We start from the raw sequence: 19,210 nt of genomic DNA on the forward strand, positions 1-19,210 counted from the left end.
GATTTTTCAGGTGTCCGTCAGCGGTTATTCTTGGCCTCGACACCCATGGCGCTGGTCGCGCCGCGACAGCTTTGGAGCTTCCGATGAGCCAACACGACACGACACAGAGCCTCCGCCAGGGGCCCGACTCAAGAGGGTTCTTTGGTGACTTCGGGGGACGCTTTGTCGCCGAGACACTGATGCCGTTGATTCTTGACCTGCAGCGGGAATATGAAGCAGCTCGCAAAGATCCACTGTTCGCCGACGAGCTGGCACGGCTTTCTGCCGACTACGTGGGCCGCAAGAGTCCGTTGTACTTTGCCGAACGTCTGACCGAGCATCTGGGTGGCGCACGCATCTACCTCAAGCGCGAGGACTTGATGCATACCGGCGCTCACAAGATCAACAACGCCCTTGGCCAGATTCTACTGGCACGCCGCATGGGCAAGCGTCGCATCATCGCCGAAACCGGGGCAGGCATGCACGGTGTAGCGACCGCCACCGTGGCGGCACGCTTCGGCATGGAGTGCATCATCTACATGGGCAGCACCGACATCCACCGCCAGCAACCCAATGTACAGCGCATGCAGCTGCTTGGCGCCAAGGTGATTCCCGTGACCGCCGGCGATGGGACCCTGAAGGATGCCATGAACGAGGCCCTGCGAGACTGGGTCACCCACGTCGATACCACCTTCTATATCATCGGCACGGTGGCAGGCCCTCACCCCTATCCTGCCATGGTGCGTGACTTCCAGTCGGTCATCGGCCAGGAGGTTCGCGAGCAGCTGTTCGACAAGGAACAACGCTTGCCCGACTCCCTGGTGGCCTGCATCGGCGGCGGCTCCAACGCCATGGGACTGTTTCATCCCTTCCTAGATGATCCGGACGTGGCATTGATTGGCGTAGAGGCTGCTGGCGAGGGGCTCGACACTCCTCGTCACGCCGCCAGCCTGAAAGGCGGACGTTCAGGCGTGCTGCATGGCAATCGCACCTTCCTGCTGCAGGATGCGGAGGGACAGATCAGCGATGCGCACTCGATTTCCGCCGGCCTCGACTACCCCGGCATTGGTCCCGAACATGCGTGGCTGCATGCCATTGAGCGTGCCGAGTACGTGGCCGCCAGTGACCGCGAGGCGCTGGACGCGTTCACCTTGCTGTGCCGTAAGGAAGGCATCATTCCTGCGCTGGAGTCGTCCCATGCCCTGGCAGAAGTGATCAAACGTGCGCCCGGCCTCCCCCAGGATCACCTGATGGTGGTGAACCTCAGCGGTCGCGGCGACAAGGACATGACCACCGCGACGCAATGCTTGGCTGAAGAGTTAGGGCTCGACACCGCCAATGGCCCGGTCTGACCTGCGCCCCTTATCCTCAGGAGAGACATGATGACATCCCCAGCCACTTCACAAGGACGCCTGGCCCAGCGCTTTGCCGCTACCCGCCAGCAAGGCCGCGCCGCCCTGGTGACCTATATCGCCGCCGGTGATCCCGACTACGCTACCAGCCTCGCGACCCTCAAGGGCCTGGGCGAGGCCGGGGCCGATGTGATCGAACTTGGCATGCCGTTCACCGACCCCATGGCAGATGGCCCCGCCATTCAGCACGCTACTCGGCGTGCGCTGGAGGGCGGTCAGACCATGGACCGCACCCTGGAGATGGTGCGCGAACTCCGCCGAGTCGACACTCTCACGCCGGTGGTACTGATGGGCTACTACAACCCCATCTACGCTCGCGGCGTTGAGCGCTTCCTCGATCAGGCCAAGGCCGCCGGGGTCGATGGCCTTATCGTGGTGGACCTGCCGCCGGAGCACGATGACGAGCTGTGCCTGCCCGCCGCCAAGGCTGGTCTGAACTTTATTCGTCTGGCCACCCCGACGACCGACGCCGAACGTTTACCCAGCGTGCTCGCCAACACGTCAGGCTTTCTCTACTACGTCTCCAGCAATGGCGTGACGGGTGGTGCAGCGCCCAGTGCGGAGCGGGTCAAGCAGGAACTGGATCGCATCCGTGCTCACAGCGACATTCCCGTCGCCGTCGGGTTTGGCATTCGCACCGCCGCCCAGGCCAAGGAGATTGGCGCCTTTGCCGATGGCGTGGTGGTTGGCTCCGCTCTGATAGATGCCCAGGCCAGCGGAGAGACACCCCAGGCAGGCACCCAGGCGGTGCTGGAGCTGACGCGCGAGCTTGCCAACGCGCTGGCCCAGGCAGGTCACGCTCCCTCCCGCTAACACGAGCACTTGTCATGTATCACTCGACCACTCCCGCGGAGTGGTCGAGTCTTTATGCCCTCCACCATGATGGGTCCAGAGTAACAATCACGGCGATTCCTGCCAGAAACCCGCGATATCGACGTCCAGTCCTCTGCCTGACGCCTGCTCCCGCGATATTCTTTCTGCCATTCTCATGCTTAAGTCGAACCCGTAATACGGGTCAGCGATGGTAGAATCCCGCCCCTTCCGGCCACAAGCCGCCCCATCCGTCTGCGCGAGACGGTCGATGCACACACCACGCTTCGAGATCAGAGTCATGTCCAACACCCTGAGCGTCCCCTTCAAGGCACTGAACCGGTTGGGGCTGATACCCCAGATTGTGATCGGCATCCTGCTGGGTATTATTGTCGCCACCCTGTCCCCAGACCTTGCGGCTTCGGTCTCGCTGCTCGGGCAGGTCTTTATCTCTGCCCTGAAGGCCGTTGCGCCTGTGCTGGTGTTTGTGCTGGTGATGGCCGCCATCGCCAACCACCAGCGAGGTCGTCAGACCCAGATCCACAGCGTGCTCATGCTATATCTTGCCGGCACCCTGGTGGCCGCTCTGGTGGCCGTCACCGCAAGTTTCCTGTTTCCCACAGAATTGACGCTGGATACCGCCCAGGCCAGCGGCAACCCTCCCGGCGGCGTGATCGAAATCCTACGTAACCTGTTGCTCAGTGCCGTCGCCAACCCGATTGCCGCGCTGATGGAAGCCAACTTCGTGGCTATTCTGGTCTGGGCCATCAGCCTCGGCCTGGTGCTGAGAAACGCTCAGTCCGCCACCAAGGGAATGATCAATGACCTGTCCGACGCGGTCTCTACCCTCGTCCGCTGGGTGATCCGCCTGGCACCGCTCGGCATCTTTGGCCTGGTCGCCGGCACCCTGGCCGAAGCCGGCATCGGCGCACTGATGGAATATGGCCGCCTGTTGTCCGTCATCGTCGGCTGCATGGTATTCGTGGCGCTGGTCACGAACCCCTTGATCGTCTTCCTGACCACCCGCAAGAACCCCTACCCTCTGGTATTCAGCTGCCTTCGCGGTAGTGCCATCACCGCCTTCTTCACACGCTCAAGCGCCGCCAACATTCCGGTCAACATGGAGTTGTGCAAGCGCCTGGAGCTGGACGAGGACACCTACTCCATCTCGATCCCCTTGGGTGCCACCATCAACATGTCCGGTGCTGCCATCACGATCACGGTGATCACACTGGCGGCCGCCCACACCCTCGGCATCAGCGTCGATTTTGCCACCGCACTGCTGCTGTGCATCGTCTCGGCGCTTGCCGCTTGCGGTGTCTCGGGTGTCGCAGGTGGATCGCTACTGCTGATTCCCATGGCGGCCAGCCTGTTCGGCATATCCGCCGATGTGGCCATGCAGGTCGTCGCGATCGGCTTTGTCATCAGCGTGGTGCAGGACTCCACGGAGACCGCGCTTAACTCGTCCACCGATGTGCTGTTCACCGCCGCCGCCAGCCGCAGAGCCGAGCGCAGCACAGCCGTCGACTGACCCCGTCCTGCGGCTGCACGAACCAAGCCCCCGTCACCCTGCGGTGACGGGGGCTTTGCTTGGTAGGCTTGCTGAATGGGCGTTGCTTAGCGGACTTGCTGGAAAGGCTTGTTTAAACACATGACGCCGTCACTCAGCCCGCCACCACCTGCGGATGATAGCGAGCGGCAATCGCCACCAGGCGCTCCATGGTCTCGCGACTCGGAGGTTCAAGTCCGGCCAGCGGATAGTGCTGTCCCAGCTCCTCCCACTTGTACTCGCCCAGACCATGGTAAGGGAGTAGCTCGACCCGTTCGATGTTATCCAGGGTCTGAATCAACTGGCCGAGTCGGTGCATCATCTCGTCGCTATCGGTATGGCCCGGCACGATCACCTGTCGAATCCAGGTCGGCTTGCCGATCGCCGCCAGATGGTGTGCGAAGGCGAAGGGTCGACGGGAGGAAATCCCCGTCAGTACGCGATGGGGCCCTTCGTCGATATGCTTGATGTCCAATAACACCAGGTCGGTGGCATCAAGCAGTGCATCGAGCACATCGTCGTAATGGCAGGCGTAGCCGTTGGTATCGAGACAGGTGTGCATCCCCTCTGCCTTGGCGGCCACGAACAGATCCCGCACGAAGGCTGGCTGCAGCAGCGCCTCCCCCCCGCTACAGGTGATGCCCCCTCCGGAGGCACGCATGAACGGCAGATAGGTTCGCGCTTCCGCCATGACCTCTTCCACGCTGACCTCGCGTCCTCCTTTCAGATCCCAGCTATCCCGGTTATGGCAGTACTGACAGCGCATCACGCAGCCCTGAAGAAAGACCAGAAAGCGGATGCCGGGGCCATCGACGGCACCGCAACTCTCGAGATGATGAAGACGGCCGATACGGGACATGGCGTGGCCTCGCAAGAAAAGGGCTCCGGGGAAAATTCCCGGAGCCAGAGGGAGGCCGCTGTCGCGGCCTCAGGGCGAGCCTTGGGCAGTACGCCCTAGAGCGTCTCGGTGAAGGTACGGCTGATCACGTCCCGCTGCTGCTCTGCGGTGAGCGAGTTGAAGCGCACCGCGTAGCCGGACACCCGAATCGTCAGCTGCGGGTATTTGTCGGGATGGACCACGGCGTCATCCAGCATCTCGCGGTTGAGCACGTTGACGTTCAGGTGCTGGCCACCTTCCTGGCGATCACTGTGGTGGAAATAGCCGTCCATCAAGCCGGCCAGATTGCCACGCTGCGTGCCTTCGTCCTTGCCCAGCGCCTTGGGCACGATCGAGAAGGTGTACGAGATACCATCCTTGGCGTGGGCATAGGGCAGCTTGCCCACCGACGTCAGCGACGCCACGGCTCCTTTGGTGTCACGTCCATGCATCGGGTTTGCTCCCGGCGCGAAAGGCTCGCCGGCGCGACGCCCGTCCGGCGTAGTCCCTGTTTTCTTGCCGTAGACCACATTGGAGGTGATGGTCAGCACAGACTGGGTAGGCTCAGCGCCACGGTAGGTCTTGAGCTGGCGAATCTTGTTCATGAAGACTTCCACCAGCTGACAGGCGATATCATCAACCCGTGCATCGTTATTGCCAAAACACGGGTAGTCACCGTCGATCTTGAAGTCCACCGCCACACCGTCTTCGTCGCGCACTGGGCGCACGGTGGCATACTTGATCGCGGACAGTGAGTCCGCCGCCACCGATAGCCCGGCGATACCGCAGGCCATGGTGCGCTTGACGTCAAGATCATGCAGCGCCATCAGGGCCGCTTCGTAGCTGTACTTGTCGTGCATGTAGTGGATGGCATTCAGCGCGGTGACGTATTGCCGTGCCAGCCAGTCCATCAGACCATCCATACGCTGCCAGACGTCATCGAAGTCCAGCACCTCATCACGGATCGGCTCGCTCTTTGGCCCCACCTGAATCTTGAGCTTCTCATCGACGCCACCGTTGATCGTGTACAGCAGCGTCTTGGCCAGGTTGGCACGAGCGCCGAAGAACTGCATCTGCTTGCCGATCACCATGGGGGACACGCAGCAGGCAATCGCGTAGTCATCGGAGGCAAAGTCCTGGCGCATCAGATCGTCGTTCTCATACTGGATCGACGAGGTGTCGATAGACACCTTGGCGCAGTAGCGCTTGAACCCCTCTGGCAGCTGCTCTGACCACAGCACGGTCAGGTTGGGCTCAGGACTTGGGCCCATGGTGTACAGACTATTGAGGAAACGGAAGCTGGTACGGGTGACCAGCGTGCGTCCGTCCTGGGCCATGCCCCCCAGGCACTCGGTCGCCCAGATGGGGTCGCCGGAAAACAGTTCGTCGTACTCAGGCGTGCGCAGGAAGCGCACCATGCGCAGCTTCATGATGAAGTGGTCGACCAGCTCCTGCGCCCCCACTTCATCGATCACTCCCTGGCTCAGATCGCGCTCCAGGTAGATGTCGAGGAAGCTGGAGGTACGCCCCAGCGACATGGCCGCGCCATTCTGGGACTTCACCGCAGCCAGATAGCCGAAGTAGGTCCACTGAATGGCTTCCTGAGCCGTGGTGGCCGGCACCGAGATATCGAAGCCGTACTTGGCCGCCATCTCTTTCAGCTGGTCCAGCGCACGATACTGCTCGGCGACCTCTTCGCGCAGCTGAATGACCGCCTCCAGATCATCGCCTTGTTCAAAGCGTGACTGCAGAGAAGCAAACTGGGCCTGTTTGTCGGCCATCAGGAAGTCGACACCGTAAAGCGCGACCCGGCGATAGTCACCGATAATGCGGCCGCGCCCGTAGGCATCAGGGAGTCCTGTCAGCACGCCGGACTTGCGACACTTGAGGATGTCCGGGGTGTAGACATCGAACACGCCCTGGTTATGGGTCTTGCGAAACTCGGTGAAGATCTTCTTCACCTGCGGATCCAGCTCGCGGCCGTAGGCCTGGCAGGACCCTTCCACCATCTTGATCCCACCATTGGGCATGATGGCCCGCTTCAAGGGTGCCTCGGTCTGCAGACCGACAATGGTCTCGAGAGACGCATCGATGTAGCCGGCATCATGGGCGGTGATGGAGGACACCAGCGAGGTGTCGAAGTCCAGCGGCGCGTGGGTGGCATTCTCCTGCTTGATGCCCTCCATGACCCGGTCCCACAGTGCGCGGGTGCTCGTGGCGGGCTCTGCCACCAGAAAATGCTCGTCGCCTTCATAGGGCGTCACGTTGGCCAGCAGGAAGTCACGTAGGTTGACCCCCTCTTTCCACGCGGTGCCCGCAAACCCTTCCCACGCCTGTGCGAATTGCTCTTTCATCGACTTGCCCCTCAACAAAAGGAAATACGAAACTAGTGCAGATTCACTGCGCCCCTCTATCCATCGGAGGGGGCAGCAAAGCTTGAAGATCGGTGGCAGCGCGGTCGTCACTTCGATGGTGACGTGGATGCAGCGCTCTTGCTGGGCGAGACAACCTCTGACCCAGCGGGACCATTCGACTTTAGCAGTAGAGGGACAGCCCGGACTTGACCCGTATCAGCGTCCAATAAGGTCGCGGCGCAACTGGCGATTTAGCGCATCAGGGAGGATAAACAGGCGGGAGGGTCAGCGAGCAGAGCGCGCCATAAAAAGGCGACGCCACCCGAAGGTGGCGCCGCCCTGGCGCAACGATGGCGCTATGTACCCAGAGGTACGCCGATCAATCTGCCGGCCTGTTGTCAGGCGCTGAGCAAGGCATTCAGACGCTTGACGTAGGCAGCGGGATCATCGAGATGGCCGCCCTCGGCGATAATCGCCTGATCAAGCAGAATCCTGGCGAGATCGGCAAAGCCCTCGTCGCCGGCCGCTTCGAGACGCGCGACGAGCGCATGCTCCGGGTTGAGTTCGAGGATCGGCTTGACCTCCGGCAGGCTCTGACCCGCCGCTTCCATGATGCGGCGCATCTGGAAGCCCATCTCGTGCTCAGGCAGGACCACACAGGCAGGAGAATCCGTCAGGCGATGGGTGACCTTGACCTCCTGGACCTCGTCTCCCAGTGCCTCTTTCACCCGCTTGACCAGGTCTTCCTTGGCCTTGGCGGTCTCCTCCTGGGCCTTCTTCTCTTCCTCGTTCTCGACATCACCAAGATCGAGGTCGCCCTTGGCCACATCGACCAGCTTCTTGCCATCGAACTCGGTAAGGTGGCTCATCAGCCACTCATCGATCCGGTCGTGCAGCAGCAGTACCTCGATACCCTTCTTGCGGAAGATCTCCAGATGGGGGCTATTCTTGGTCGCATTGAAGCCGTCGGCGACGATGTAATAGATCTTGTCCTGACCCTCTTTCATCCGCTCGACATAGTCGGCCAGTGACTGGTCCTGGGTGGCGCTGTCGGTGTGAGTACTGGAGAAGCGCAGCAGGCCACTGATCTTGTCGCGGTTGGCGAAGTCTTCCGCCGGGCCTTCCTTCAACACGGCGCCAAAGGTGTTCCAGAAGCTCTGATAGGCCTCCTTGTCCTTCGACAGCTTCTTCAGCATGTCCAGCGCACGCTTGGTCAGCGCGGACTTGATCTTGTCGACCTTGGGATCCTGCTGCAGCAGTTCGCGGGACACGTTCAGCGACAGGTCGCGGGTATCCAGCACGCCCTTGATGAAGCGCAGGTAGAGCGGCAGGAACTGCTCAGCGTCGTCCATGATGAACACACGCTGCACATACAGTTTCACCCCACGGGCGCCATCACGCTCGTACAGGTCAAAGGGAGCACGGCCCGGCACGTACAGCAGGCTGGTGTACTCCAGGTTGCCTTCGACCTTGTTATGGCTCCAGGCCAGTGGGTCGGAGAAGTCATGAGCCACATGCTTGTAGAAGGCCTTGTACTCATCATCCGACACCTCGCCCTTGGGACGAACCCACAGCGCTGTCGCCTCGTTGATGGTCTCCCAGGTGGTGACCTCACTACCGTCGACCTCATTGCCTTCGTCGTCGGTCGCCTTTTCCGTGCGCGGCATTTTCACCGGCACTTCGATGTGGTCGGAGTACTTGCGCACCAGACTCTGCAGGCGATAGTCATCGGCGAACTCGCTGGCATCATCCTTCAGGTGCAGGATGATCTCGGTACCGTGCTTCTCGCGCTCAAGCTCGGCCACCACAAACTCACCTTCGCCCTTCGAACGCCACTCGACGCCCGCATCCGCTGCATCTCCCGCCTTGCGCGTGCGCACCGTGATCTCGTCAGCGACGATAAAGCCCGAGTAGAACCCGACACCGAACTGGCCGATCAGCTTGGCGTCCTTCTGCTGCTCGCCGGATAGCTGATTCAGGAACTCCGCGGTGCCGCTCTTGGCGATCGTGCCGAGGTTGGCGACCACATCGTCGCGATTCATGCCGATACCGTTGTCACGAATCGTCACCGTCTTGGCGTCACTGTCGTGCTCGATCTCGACACGCAGTTCGCTGTCGCCTTCATACAGGGCGTCGTTGTCCAGGGCGGCATAACGGAGCTTGTCGCAGGCATCCGCTGCGTTGGAAATCAGCTCCCGAAGAAAGATCTCGCGGTTGGAATACAGCGAGTGGATCATCAAGTTGAGAAGCTGCTTGACCTCGGTCTGAAAGCCCAGGGTTTCTTCGTGAGTAGCGGTGGTCATGGTAGGTCGAACCCCTTTCGACATAGCGTTTTCCGGACCAGTGCCGGGGCACTGGCGTTCCAGAGTGTGCGACGCGGGTAGCGAGGCGTCAGAGCATCCCCTGTCGGCGCTCGCTCAACGCCGTACGATCTTCAATTGATCATCGATATGGGGCTAGACGCTGTCTTTTCAAGCCCGCAGCGCACCCCTTGGCGCTGGTTCCGGCACATACGCTTCAGGATTCAGCACACGCTAGGCGGGATCTAACACATAGCTCATGCGCGCACGGGCGATGGGTCTCGCTTCGTCATCCTGCCACGCCCATGTGTGCACATTGACCATACGACGCCCCTCGCGTACCAGGCGACAGCGGGCACGGGTCGGTTTCACCGCAGCGGGTGCCAGGTAGTCCACGGTCACATTGACCAACCGAGGGAGGCGTGGCTGGCGGGACTGGCTGAGCGTATGCAGGGCCGCAGCCGTTTCCATGAATGCCGCCACGACACCACCGTGAAGCGCAGGCAGCATGGGGTTACCGATATTGGAAGGCCGCGCCTCCAGCGCAAAACAGAGCCCCTCATCGTCGCGACAGGCCGACACCCCGAGCTGCCCTGCGTAAGGTATCTGCGCTATCCAGGGGGCGAGGTTATCATCGTTGATGCCCGCCTCTAACAGCAGTGGATCCAGGGCAACGCTGCTGCCACGGGCCGCCATCACCGGGGTCGGTGGTACAGCCGGCGATTCATCCGACTCCGCGAGACCGGCAAACATGGCATCGGCAAATCCAGGAGGCGTGTTGCGGGGTCCTAGCCTGGCGAAATGCCCGCTCGCTCGGGCCAGTGGCTGTCCATCCTGCTGCCATGCCTGAGCCTCGGTGAACACGACACTGGACGATACCGCATCGGCTCTGGCCTTGACCCACAGCGGCAATTCCTCGATACCGGGGCGGCGGTGGCTGATATGCAGGTCCAGGGTCGGGCATACCTCGGGCTGGGGCAACGCGGTCAGCACGGACGCGCCACAGGCGGTGTCAAGCAGCATGCTGAGGACACCCGTGTGCACCAGCCCTCGTTGGCGATCTCCCGACAACAGCGGATGCCAGGGCAGATACAGCGTAACGCCCTCCTCGTCCACCGAGGTGACCTGCATCTCCAGCATGTGGGTGTGCGGAATGACATCGACAAATCGCTGAAGAGCCTGGCGCCACAGCGAAAAGGAAGGTGAAGCGAAAGCATCTTCTTGTGCGGACATGACGAGCGCCATAGTCAAACGTTTGACTGACAGCCTAGTCAGAACCCTCCAGGTCCACCATTCGCCTTTTTACCTATGAACAATGGGACTACTTACCTGTGACGACGTATCTATGAAGACGTATCTATGAAGACTTACCCAAGCACAGTGGGCCTGGCGGCGGCAGGGCATTCCACCACCGCTCAGCGCTGCCGACGGGTCAACCGGGCAGACTACAGATCACTGATATCCCGCTCTTCCCGCTGAGCGTCCTCTTCGACGTCGCCGCGCCAGGCCCGATAATCTGCCAGACTCGCGTCCACCTTGGTCAACAGCCACCCGACAATGACCACGTCATCGACGAGACCAAACAGCAGCAGCACGTCCGGAACAAGATCCAACGGAGACACCAGGTAGGCCAAGGCCGCCGCCATCCAGCCAAAGGCGGACCAGGGCACTGGGCGATAACGTCCGCCGAGCACATCCTGGAGCATCGGAATGAACAGCTTCAAGGCCCTCAAGATGTGCTTGAAGGCTCTCGAACGCTGGGAAAGACGTCCTATCACAGGGACACGGTCAAACAGGGACATCTCAACAACCTCCTGGATGCAGGTCTCGTCAAACGCCTGCAGCGGTGACAGCAGCCGGCCTTTGGGGACGATGTCCTGGGCTTCGGCCTCGACACTGTCAACATGGAGGCGGACCTGTTCTGGGTCAAGCTTCAGCGTCAGATAACATGACTGTTCAAGCTTCCCATGTTCGGTCACCATGGAGCCTCCAGGCGCACTCAGGCGCGCCCAGGCAATCGTGTCTTCACCTCAGGACCAGGAGGGTCTCAATGCCATTCGCCCTGTTTCGCCGCCTAGCGCCACTGCTGGCCGCGACGGCCCTTTGTACACCGTCGCTGGCCTCTGCCCAGGCCAGCGATGGCGCCATGCGCAGTGCCCTGGAAGCTGCTCGCAGCGGTAACTTCCAGCAGATCAACGACGCTGCCATACGTGGTCACGAACTAGAGGGCTACGTGGCGTACTATCGCCTGCGTGACCGTCTGCCCAACGCCTCCCCCCAGGAGGTGCTGGGCTACATCTCCGCCAATGCCGACGCTCCCCTCGGTGACTGGATGCGCGAACAGGCCATCCTGCGCTATGGCCGTGCCGGTCGCTACGGCGACCTGCTCGCCGTGGCCAACGGCGTTCCGGCGACCACGGCAGAGCAGTGTTACTACTACACCGCTCAACTCGGCCAGAATCCCTCCCAGGCCGCACAAGGGGGACGCGAGCTGTGGAACGTCGGCAGCTCCCAGCCAGATGCCTGCGACACGCTATTCTCGACGCTACGGGCCAGGGGCGACATCGGCGACCTGGAGATCTTCCAGCGCATGATGCTGGCTTGGGAAAACGGCGAAGACGGGTTGGTCAGCTATCTCGGCCGCCAGCTCGGGCCGGCCTGGAGCAGTGCAGTAGCTGCACAACAAAGCGTGGATATCAGCCCCTCCCGTCTGGCCAGCGTAGGCAGCTGTGTCGGGCCGAACTGTGCCGGCACAGAGGACTTTGTGCGTGCCGCCGTCATCGCTGGTGCGGAAACGTCGGCGGCCTCTGCGCTCAACGGCTGGCAACAGGTATCGACACGGGTGAACCTGTCCCCGCAAGCGCGCCAGTCCCTCGAGCGCGAGATCATGTATCACGCCCTACGGCGTGACCAGCGCGAACTGCTTGGCTGGATCGATGGTGCCTTGCCGACGCAGCAGGATGCCGAAGTATTTGAACTCCGGGCGCGCCTGGCCATCCGCGACCGCGACTGGGGGGCGCTGGAACGCACGGTCGCCGCCATGCCCGCGGAGGTGCAGGGCAAGGCCCGCTGGCAATACTGGCTTGGACGTGCGCTGACTCTGCGCGGCCAGCAGACCGCCGCACAGGCAGCCTTTACTCGCGCAGCCGGGCAGCGAGACTTCTTCGGTTTCGTCGCAGCAGACCGCCTGGGGCAGCCCTACAACCTCAATATGGAAAGCCATCACTCCAGCGATGCGGAACGCTCTCAGGTCGCGAACTGGCCCACAGTGCGCCGCACGGAAGCCCTGCTGCGCGTCGGGCAGGAGGGACTGGCGAACCTGGAATGGTACCACGCGGTGCGCAAGGCCAGCCCCGCCGATGCGCGGCGCCTGGCGGACTATGCCGCCTCCAGGGGCTGGCACGTGCGCCTGGTGCAGACCACCATCGTCGGCAAGATGCTGGACGCCCTGCCTTGGCGTTTTCCGGAAGCCTATCGCGCTGACTTCCAGCGCTGGGGCCAGGCCAATGCGGTGGATCCCTACCTGTTGATGGGCATTGCCCGACGCGAGAGTGCCTACAACCCCGAGGCGCTGTCGCCGGCAGGCGCCCGTGGTCTGATGCAGCTGATGCCGGGTACCGCCGCACTGGTCGGACGGCAGGTGGGGATCGGCGACCCTGGGCCCTATGGGGTGCTGGATCCCGCCACCAATATTCGCCTCGGCAGCACCTATATCCGGGATATGATCGCTCGCTACTCGGGCAACCGCATTGCGGCGGCGGCTGCCTACAACGCGGGGCCCCACCGGGTCGACAACTGGCTGGCGCGGTCGCCTGGCGAGTTTGATCTGTTCGTCGAAGAGATCCCGTTCAAGGAAACGCGTCGCTATGTGCGCGCCGTGCTCGAATACCGCGTGGTGTTCGAGAGCCTTGCCAAGGGGTCGACCCAGGGCGTGCAGGTGCTGACGCCCGCAGAGAAGACGGCACGCTACGATGCTGGCATGGTCAGGCGCTGAACCAGCATAGGCGTACCGTTACCTCCCCACAGAAAAGCCCCGGTCCAATTGGACCGGGGCTTTTCGTTACCCTGTTTGTTTGCCATGTCTCTCTACGCTGCCACCTTGCGCTAGCGCAAGCCGAACGCCTTCAGCGCAGGAATCGACCGGGCGGCCGCCTATTCGGCGCGGCCTTACGCCGGCGCCCTGGTCAGCGCCAACTTGATACCAAACGCCACCAGCACGCCCCCGGTCAAGCCATTGAGCACCCGGGAGAACGCGGGCCGTGCCAGCCAGTGGCTGGCGCTTCCCACCAGCACCGCGACCAGAATCTGCCAGACGTTCGCGATGATGAAGTGGATGCCCGCCAGCCACAGCGACTTGAGCAAGGCGGGATCCGTGGGCGCGATGAACTGCGGCAGAAAGGCCATGTAGAACACGACGGTCTTGGGGTTCAACACATTGGACAGAAGCCCTTCCCGCAGGGGGCGCCACATCGGAACCGCTTGCCGCGAGGTGCCGCTGACCGTCGCCACTTCCAGGCCGCCGCCCTTCCAGGCTTGACGCAAGCTCGCCACTCCGAGCCACGCCAGATAGGCAGCGCCCACCAGCTTCAGCGCAGAGAAGGCCCACGCCGACTGCAGCAGAATCAGTGACACACCCAGGGCCGAAACCGTGGCGTGGACAAACAGACCAGAGCAGATCCCCATGCTGGTAAGCACACCATCACGCAGGCCGCCCCGCGCCGTATTTCGAATCACCAACAGCGTATCGATGCCCGGCGTCACGCTCAGCAGCGTGATCGCCACGACAAACGCCAGCAATTGCCCGTCCATCCACTCCGCCATGGTCATTGCGCTCCGGGGTTCTCGGCGTGCTTGAGAGAAATCTGGTCGTTCAGGGTCCAGAAGTCATACAGAATGCCAACCAGAAACAGGCCGCCGGTCAGCAGATAGATGATTCCGGTCACCCATTTGCCCATGTAGAAGCGGTGAAGACCAAACACGCCAAGGAAGGTCAGCAGCACCCAGGCAACCGTGTAGTTGGTCGGTCCACCGCGAAAGCGCAGATCCGCCTCCCGATCCATGCTCGGAATCAAGAACAGATCAATGATCCACCCAATGAAGAATAGGCCAAGCGTCAAGAACCAGATGGTTCCCGTCACCGGCTTGCCGTAATAGAACCGGTGCGCACCGAGAAAACCGAACAACCACAGCAGGTAGCCCACTACCTTGGAATGGGTGTCGTCGTTGTACATCGCAGGAGCAGTCATGCAGATTCCTTTTACGTTGAATCCCTGTCGTCAGGTCCGTCGTCACGCCATAACACGCGTGCCGCTGGACGCTGCAGACCTTTCGATCTACAGTAACTTGGCGGGTCGAGGTAGGCCATTCTCGCTTGTCTGAAGAAACCGTTCCAGCGGTGTCTCTCAAACACGTCGAGAATGTGCTGATTGAGTCGCAGCGTAGGACAGCAAGTGGAAACGTCGTCAGTGGTAGTTCGAACAATCTATTGTCGAAACACGCAATGCGCCCTTCTTTCTTGTCATGCCCACGCACTAGGGTTCAGACCACATGATGGGAGAAAAGCTCCCCTGTGGCTGCACCAGCACCATCATTTAGCGAGTTAAGGAAATCGACAATGGCAACTGGCACTGTCAAGTGGTTCAACGACACTAAGGGCTACGGCTTCATCTCTCCGGACGACGGCGGTGACGACCTGTTCGCCCACTTCTCCGAGATTCAGGCTGAAGGCTTCAAGTCCCTGCAGGACGGCCAGAAGGTCTCCTTCGAAGTGACCCAGGGCAAGAAAGGCCTTCAGGCCTCCAACATCAAGATCGCTGACTAAGCTTCGTGCAAGTCACATCTTGACGCGGGAACGCTGTTCCCGCGATGCAGTACCGCGACATCGGAACAACCTGTCAGCATGATGGATTGGACCCGGCGTCGTAACGGAAAGGCCCACCGCGAGGTGGGCCTTTCTTATGAGCGTATGAGCTCGGAGGCTACGGTACGGGCGACTACTGCTCGATCTCGCCTTCAGCGTTGACGTCCACCTTGTAGGTGGGGCCGCTCCCGCTGGTCTCGACAGGGGTCGTCTCCGGCACCTGTCGTTCGGCCTCTTCAAACGTCTCATCGATCTTGCGGCTGGCCTCTTCGAAACGCCGCTCGGTCTCTTGGAGGATGGCATCGACCTCGCTGGAGTCATTGCCAGGCGCACTGCTGGCGCCGCCTTGCCCATCACCATCTGCCAGCGGTGAAGCGCTGGCCGCCCCATCGCCGCTGTCATCGACGGCACTGGTCGGCTCAGGCGCCGAAGCATCGACGCTTGCCGCTTGCGTACCGGAGCTGTCCGGGGCCGACGCCTCCGCTTGCTGATACGCTTCATCGATCTTGCGGCTGGCCTCTTCAAACCGGCGCTCGGTTTCCTCGAGGATCGCGTCAACGTCGGAACGGCTGGCCTCACCAGGCACGGCCTGCTCGGACTGCAGGGTATCGGTTGCGCTGCTGCCCAGCTCCACGCTGGCACCCTCAGGCATATCGGAGCCTGCAGCAGCATTGCTGGACGCATCGTCTTCTGCCGATTCAGGGCGTTGCGATGCATCACCCTCAGACGCCGTATCCACGGCACTGTCCCCTTGAGACGCCAGCGTGTCGCCTGGCGCTTCATCGGTTGCCGCCTCAGGCGCTGACGAGGAGTCCTCACCAGCCACAGTTTCCGCACTGCTGGTCTGAGTCGTGGCCTCTGGGTCTTCACCCTCACACCCGCTCAACCACAGCGGGATGCTGAGGGCCACCACGGCCACCGCCACTCGCGGGGTCACTGCCATTGTCTTCTCTCCATGTCATGGGGCTCCTGTTGATACGACTGCGGGCAACATCCATCGATGTCACCTTGGACCGCAAACGTTCACAAATATTGCAGCAAAGGCGCTGATGAGGTGCAACGCTGACCGACCAACCGCCGCCCCTCGCCGCGGGACGGCTCACTGAATGCTGGTCACATCAGGGCTCTCTACATCAATACCAGCTACATCAATACCAGCTACATCAATACCAGCTACATCAATACCAGCTACATCAATACCAGCTACATCAAGACTAACTACATCAAGGCTACTCGCCACGTGGTGATGCCATGCGACAGCTGTCCGGCATGGTCAGCCGCAGCGCCAATGGCATGACCTGGGCTTCAAAGGCCTGCTGGTAGCAGGCCTCGCCGTCCAGCGTCAGAGGCAAACGTGCCTCCCCATCCGCCTCGAAGCGCAGCCAGGCACTGCGAAAGGCATCGACATACTGACCGTGGTAGGGCCGCGCACGTAGCTCGCTCATCATGGCCTTGAGCTGTCGCAGAGAGCGAAAGTCCCGCACCAGCAGCACATCGAACAGTCCGTCGTCCAGCCGCGCTGCCGGGGTCAGCTGCTGGCCTCCACCGGCCTGGATGCCATTGCCGATTCCCAGCAGAAAGATGCCCGCACGACTCTCGCCACCGTCCCAGGCCAGGTGCCCCTGATAGAGCTGATAGCGCCAGGCCTTGAAGGCACCAAACACCGAGTAGGCGCCGCCACCCATCAGCCTTTTCAGCGGCCGGGGGGTGGACGTGGTAATTTCCGCGCCGAACCCGCCGGTGGCCATGTTGATAAAGTAACGGTCGTTGAGACGCGGGATATCGATCCAGCGGCTGGGCAAGCGGCATGCCGCATCCAGTGACGCGGCCTGACCCAAAGGCAAGCCCAATGACTTGGCCAGGTCGTTGGCGCTACCTAAGGGCATGATGGCCAACTCGGGACGGTCCTTGCGGGGTAACTGCATCAGACCATTGACGACTTCATGTACGGTGCCATCGCCGCCCCCTGCGATCACTCGCTTGACGCCATCGCGACCGGCCTGGGTGGCCTGACGCTCGCCGTCTCCTTTCTCCCAGGTGACGCGAACATCCACATCGAGTCCCCCGCGCCGGCACGCAAACACCGCACTGCGGACCTCCGGCAGCTGCGATGATTGTCCATTAAGGATCAGCCGATTGGTGCCCGGCGGCTGGGTCATCCTGACAGTTCCTTCTTCACAAGGGGTTCATGTAAATCGCACATCCTGGTGCGGTTTGCTCTCCACGTGGACAGGGCAACGCCCCAGCCACCGTTTATCTTGACTTGGCACCGCAGTCGCATTTTAGCTCGCAGAGGGGGACATGCATCAATGTGGCATCAACACGCACATATCCGCCACCATGCTGACAACGCATCCCTTACAATTGTCATCACTATCAGCCCCTTCTGACCGAGTGCCTGCATGATTGAACCTATTTTTGTGCTGACCGCCTTCTTGTCCGGCCTGGCCGCCATGGCCCTCAGACTACCACCCTTGGTCGGTTTTCTCGCCGGCGGCTTTCTTCTCAACGTGCTCGGCTACGATGAAACGCCTGTGCTCACGCTGGTGGCGCACCTGGGGGTGACCTTGATGCTGTTCACCATCGGACTGAAACTCAACGTCAGGACCCTGCTGCGCCCAGACGTCTGGGGCGGAGCCAGCCTGCATATGCTGGCCTCAGTGGTACTTTTTGTTGTCATCTTGGGGCTCCTGAAGGGCATTGTCACCCTGGGCTGGCTGGCATCTCCCAACGGATTGCTGGCGGGCCTGGATCTGACGACGCTGCTGGTGCTGGCCTTCGCCATGTCTTTTTCCAGTACGGTGTTCGTCGTCAAGGTGCTGGAGAAACGCAGTGAAACCCAGGCGGCTTACGGCCGCCTGGCCATCGGCATCCTGATCATGCAGGACCTGTTTGCGGTGATTTTTCTCACGGCATCCACCGGCAAGTTGCCCAGTCCCTGGGCGCTTGGGCTATTCGCTCTGATTCCCCTTGCGCCGCTGCTGCGTAAATTGCTGGATCGTATGGGTCACGGCGAGATGCAGATGCTGTGCGGCGTCGTCATGGCGCTGGTACTGGGTTACGGCCTGTTCGAGGCGGTAGGCGTCAAGGGCGATCTGGGCGCGCTGATCATCGGCATGCTGCTGGCGCCCCACCCCGCCGCCCAGACATTGTCGCGGTCCATGTTCAACATCAAGGAACTGCTGCTGGTCGGGTTCTTCCTGAGCATCGGTCTTACCGCCCTGCCTAGCTGGTCTCTGCTGGGGCTGGCGACGCTGCTGGTGGTACTGCTGCCGCTCAAGAGTCTGCTCTATCAACTCATACTGATGCGCTTTGGCATGCGCCACCGCACATCCGTACTGGCGACGCTGAGCCTCAGCAACTATTCGGAGTTTGGCTTGATCGTGGGCGCCATCGCAGTGTCCAGTGGCTGGCTTGCGCCAGAGTGGCTGGTGGTGGTGTCCCTGGCGGTAGCACTGAGCTTCGTCGCTTCAGCCATCCTCAATGCCTTCAGCGAACGCCTCTACCAATGGCTCGAACCGCGCCTGCCCAAGGTCGATGAATCGGCGCTGTCGCCCAGTGACAGGCCCATCGAAGTCGGAGATGCCGAGGCGGTGGTGTTGGGGATGGGTCGCATCGGTCGCAGCGTGTACCGGCGTCTGACAAAGGAATACGGGCTGAAGGTACTCGGGGTGGACTCCAACCCGAAAAGCGTGAAGACCCTGGCCGAAAAGGGCTTCAATATTGTCGAAGGCGACGCGGTAGACTCCGATTTCTGGGACAAGATGCTGATGTCTTCGCAGGTCGAGCTGGTCGTGCTGGCCATGCCCCATCATGCGGGTAACCTGTTCGCCCTGAAGCAGCTGAGAAGCCGCCACTTTCCCGGCAAGATCACCGCGGTGGTGGAATACCTGGAAGAGATCGATACCATCCGCGAGCTTGGCGCCCATGCGGTCTACCATGTCTACGACGAGGCGGGCCGTGCCCTGGCGGACAGTGCCGCCGAGGAAGCCGGTATCATCTCGCGTACCCAGCAGCTGGGCTAGCCGAACCGAGGTGGCGTGGAGCGGGTGCACTGCAGCGGTAGTTG

16 protein-coding genes are annotated in these 19,210 nt (G+C 61.6%); 6 read left to right on the forward strand and 10 right to left on the reverse strand.

The features are described 5' to 3' along the window. Positions 1 to 83: 83 nt before the first annotated feature. The 3 genes from trpB (at position 84) to sstT (ending at position 3,732) form a co-directional block, all read left to right on the forward strand. Complete coding sequence (trpB, locus tag JF545_RS19615; protein WP_206944846.1) at positions 84 to 1,331, forward strand: tryptophan synthase subunit beta; 1,248 nt, start codon at positions 84 to 86, stop codon at positions 1,329 to 1,331. Between the two features lie 27 nt (positions 1,332 to 1,358). Then, positions 1,359 to 2,204, forward strand: coding sequence for a tryptophan synthase subunit alpha (gene trpA, locus JF545_RS19620; protein ID WP_242520978.1), 846 nt, complete (start codon positions 1,359 to 1,361; stop codon positions 2,202 to 2,204). A 298-nt stretch (positions 2,205 to 2,502) separates the two neighbouring features. Next, complete coding sequence (gene sstT / locus JF545_RS19625) at positions 2,503 to 3,732, forward strand: serine/threonine transporter SstT (protein ID WP_206944865.1); 1,230 nt, start codon at positions 2,503 to 2,505, stop codon at positions 3,730 to 3,732. A 133-nt stretch (positions 3,733 to 3,865) separates the two neighbouring features. Here sstT and pflA read toward each other — a convergent pair whose 3' ends face one another. The 5 genes from pflA to JF545_RS19655 all read right to left on the reverse strand — a co-directional run bounded on the left by pflA (position 3,866) and on the right by JF545_RS19655 (position 11,263). After that, positions 3,866 to 4,609, reverse strand: coding sequence for a pyruvate formate-lyase-activating protein (gene pflA / locus JF545_RS19630; protein ID WP_206944847.1), 744 nt, complete (start codon positions 4,607 to 4,609; stop codon positions 3,866 to 3,868). Positions 4,610 to 4,704: 95 nt separating this feature from the next. Further along, positions 4,705 to 6,981, reverse strand: coding sequence for a formate C-acetyltransferase (gene pflB / locus JF545_RS19635; RefSeq protein ID WP_206944848.1), 2,277 nt, complete (start codon positions 6,979 to 6,981; stop codon positions 4,705 to 4,707). 398 nt (positions 6,982 to 7,379) lie between these two features. Beyond that, positions 7,380 to 9,284 carry a molecular chaperone HtpG gene (htpG, locus tag JF545_RS19640; protein WP_206944849.1) on the reverse strand — a complete coding sequence of 635 codons (1,905 nt, stop codon included), beginning with the start codon at positions 9,282 to 9,284 and terminating at the stop codon, positions 7,380 to 7,382. A gap of 231 nt (positions 9,285 to 9,515) precedes the next feature. After that, on the reverse strand, positions 9,516 to 10,514 hold the full coding sequence (locus tag JF545_RS20030) for a PaaI family thioesterase (RefSeq protein WP_242520979.1): 999 nt from the start codon (positions 10,512 to 10,514) through the stop codon (positions 9,516 to 9,518). Between the two features lie 212 nt (positions 10,515 to 10,726). Beyond that, positions 10,727 to 11,263, reverse strand: a complete 537-nt coding sequence (locus JF545_RS19655) for a YkvA family protein (RefSeq protein ID WP_315900009.1) — start codon at positions 11,261 to 11,263, stop codon at positions 10,727 to 10,729. Between the two features lie 68 nt (positions 11,264 to 11,331). Here JF545_RS19655 and JF545_RS19660 point away from each other — a divergent pair, with 68 nt between their 5' ends. Beyond that, positions 11,332 to 13,275 (forward strand): transglycosylase SLT domain-containing protein, encoded by a 1,944-nt coding sequence (locus tag JF545_RS19660; protein WP_206944850.1) that lies wholly within the window; start codon positions 11,332 to 11,334, stop codon positions 13,273 to 13,275. A 173-nt stretch (positions 13,276 to 13,448) separates the two neighbouring features. Here the strand turns inward: JF545_RS19660 and JF545_RS19665 are convergent, their stop codons facing one another. Together JF545_RS19665 and JF545_RS19670 are read right to left on the reverse strand one after the other, a co-directional pair. Beyond that, positions 13,449 to 14,108 (reverse strand): LysE family translocator, encoded by a 660-nt coding sequence (locus tag JF545_RS19665; protein ID WP_431606270.1) that lies wholly within the window; start codon positions 14,106 to 14,108, stop codon positions 13,449 to 13,451. Next, complete coding sequence (locus tag JF545_RS19670; RefSeq protein ID WP_224852177.1) at positions 14,105 to 14,527, reverse strand: NINE protein; 423 nt, start codon at positions 14,525 to 14,527, stop codon at positions 14,105 to 14,107. The genes JF545_RS19665 and JF545_RS19670 overlap by 4 nt, the downstream gene beginning before the upstream one ends. Positions 14,528 to 14,895: 368 nt before the next feature. On the opposite strand from JF545_RS19670, the gene JF545_RS19675 reads away from it, so the two are divergent. Next, positions 14,896 to 15,102 (forward strand): cold-shock protein, encoded by a 207-nt coding sequence (locus JF545_RS19675; RefSeq protein ID WP_206944852.1) that lies wholly within the window; start codon positions 14,896 to 14,898, stop codon positions 15,100 to 15,102. Between the two features lie 172 nt (positions 15,103 to 15,274). Here JF545_RS19675 and JF545_RS19680 read toward each other — a convergent pair whose 3' ends face one another. From JF545_RS19680 to yegS, 3 genes are all read right to left on the reverse strand, one after another. Then, complete coding sequence (locus JF545_RS19680; RefSeq protein WP_206944853.1) at positions 15,275 to 16,084, reverse strand: hypothetical protein; 810 nt, start codon at positions 16,082 to 16,084, stop codon at positions 15,275 to 15,277. Between the two features lie 156 nt (positions 16,085 to 16,240). Further along, a complete protein-coding gene (locus JF545_RS19685; protein WP_206944854.1) occupies positions 16,241 to 16,381 on the reverse strand; it encodes a hypothetical protein in 141 nt (46 codons plus the stop codon). Next, positions 16,371 to 17,300, reverse strand: a complete 930-nt coding sequence (yegS, locus tag JF545_RS19690; RefSeq protein ID WP_206944855.1) for a lipid kinase YegS — start codon at positions 17,298 to 17,300, stop codon at positions 16,371 to 16,373. The genes JF545_RS19685 and yegS overlap by 11 nt, the downstream gene beginning before the upstream one ends. A gap of 243 nt (positions 17,301 to 17,543) precedes the next feature. Between yegS and JF545_RS19695 the strand changes: the two genes are divergently transcribed. Beyond that, a complete protein-coding gene (locus JF545_RS19695) occupies positions 17,544 to 19,166 on the forward strand; it encodes a cation:proton antiporter family protein (RefSeq protein WP_206944856.1) in 1,623 nt (540 codons plus the stop codon). Positions 19,167 to 19,210 lie beyond the last annotated feature (44 nt).

It is taken from the genome of Halomonas litopenaei (genome assembly GCF_017303055.1).
Taxonomy (GTDB): Bacteria; Pseudomonadota; Gammaproteobacteria; order Pseudomonadales; family Halomonadaceae; genus Halomonas; species Halomonas litopenaei_A.

Coding starts and splice junctions, on each gene's coding strand:
- pflA (WP_206944847.1), bottom strand. CDS start 4,609: ATGTCCCGTATCGGCCGTCTTCATCATCTCGAGAGTTGCGGTGCCGTC.
- JF545_RS20030 (WP_242520979.1), bottom strand. CDS start 10,514: ATGTCCGCACAAGAAGATGCTTTCGCTTCACCTTCCTTTTCGCTGTGG.
- yegS (WP_206944855.1), bottom strand. CDS start 17,300: ATGACCCAGCCGCCGGGCACCAATCGGCTGATCCTTAATGGACAATCA.
- JF545_RS19695 (WP_206944856.1), top strand. CDS start 17,544: ATGATTGAACCTATTTTTGTGCTGACCGCCTTCTTGTCCGGCCTGGCC.
- trpA (WP_242520978.1), top strand. CDS start 1,359: ATGATGACATCCCCAGCCACTTCACAAGGACGCCTGGCCCAGCGCTTT.
- JF545_RS19675 (WP_206944852.1), top strand. CDS start 14,896: ATGGCAACTGGCACTGTCAAGTGGTTCAACGACACTAAGGGCTACGGC.
- sstT (WP_206944865.1), top strand. CDS start 2,503: ATGTCCAACACCCTGAGCGTCCCCTTCAAGGCACTGAACCGGTTGGGG.
- JF545_RS19655 (WP_315900009.1), bottom strand. CDS start 11,263: ATGGTGACCGAACATGGGAAGCTTGAACAGTCATGTTATCTGACGCTG.
- htpG (WP_206944849.1), bottom strand. CDS start 9,284: ATGACCACCGCTACTCACGAAGAAACCCTGGGCTTTCAGACCGAGGTC.
- JF545_RS19670 (WP_224852177.1), bottom strand. CDS start 14,527: ATGACTGCTCCTGCGATGTACAACGACGACACCCATTCCAAGGTAGTG.
- trpB (WP_206944846.1), top strand. CDS start 84: ATGAGCCAACACGACACGACACAGAGCCTCCGCCAGGGGCCCGACTCA.
- pflB (WP_206944848.1), bottom strand. CDS start 6,981: ATGAAAGAGCAATTCGCACAGGCGTGGGAAGGGTTTGCGGGCACCGCG.
- JF545_RS19665 (WP_431606270.1), bottom strand. CDS start 14,108: ATGACCATGGCGGAGTGGATGGACGGGCAATTGCTGGCGTTTGTCGTG.
- JF545_RS19680 (WP_206944853.1), bottom strand. CDS start 16,084: ATGGCAGTGACCCCGCGAGTGGCGGTGGCCGTGGTGGCCCTCAGCATC.
- JF545_RS19660 (WP_206944850.1), top strand. CDS start 11,332: ATGCCATTCGCCCTGTTTCGCCGCCTAGCGCCACTGCTGGCCGCGACG.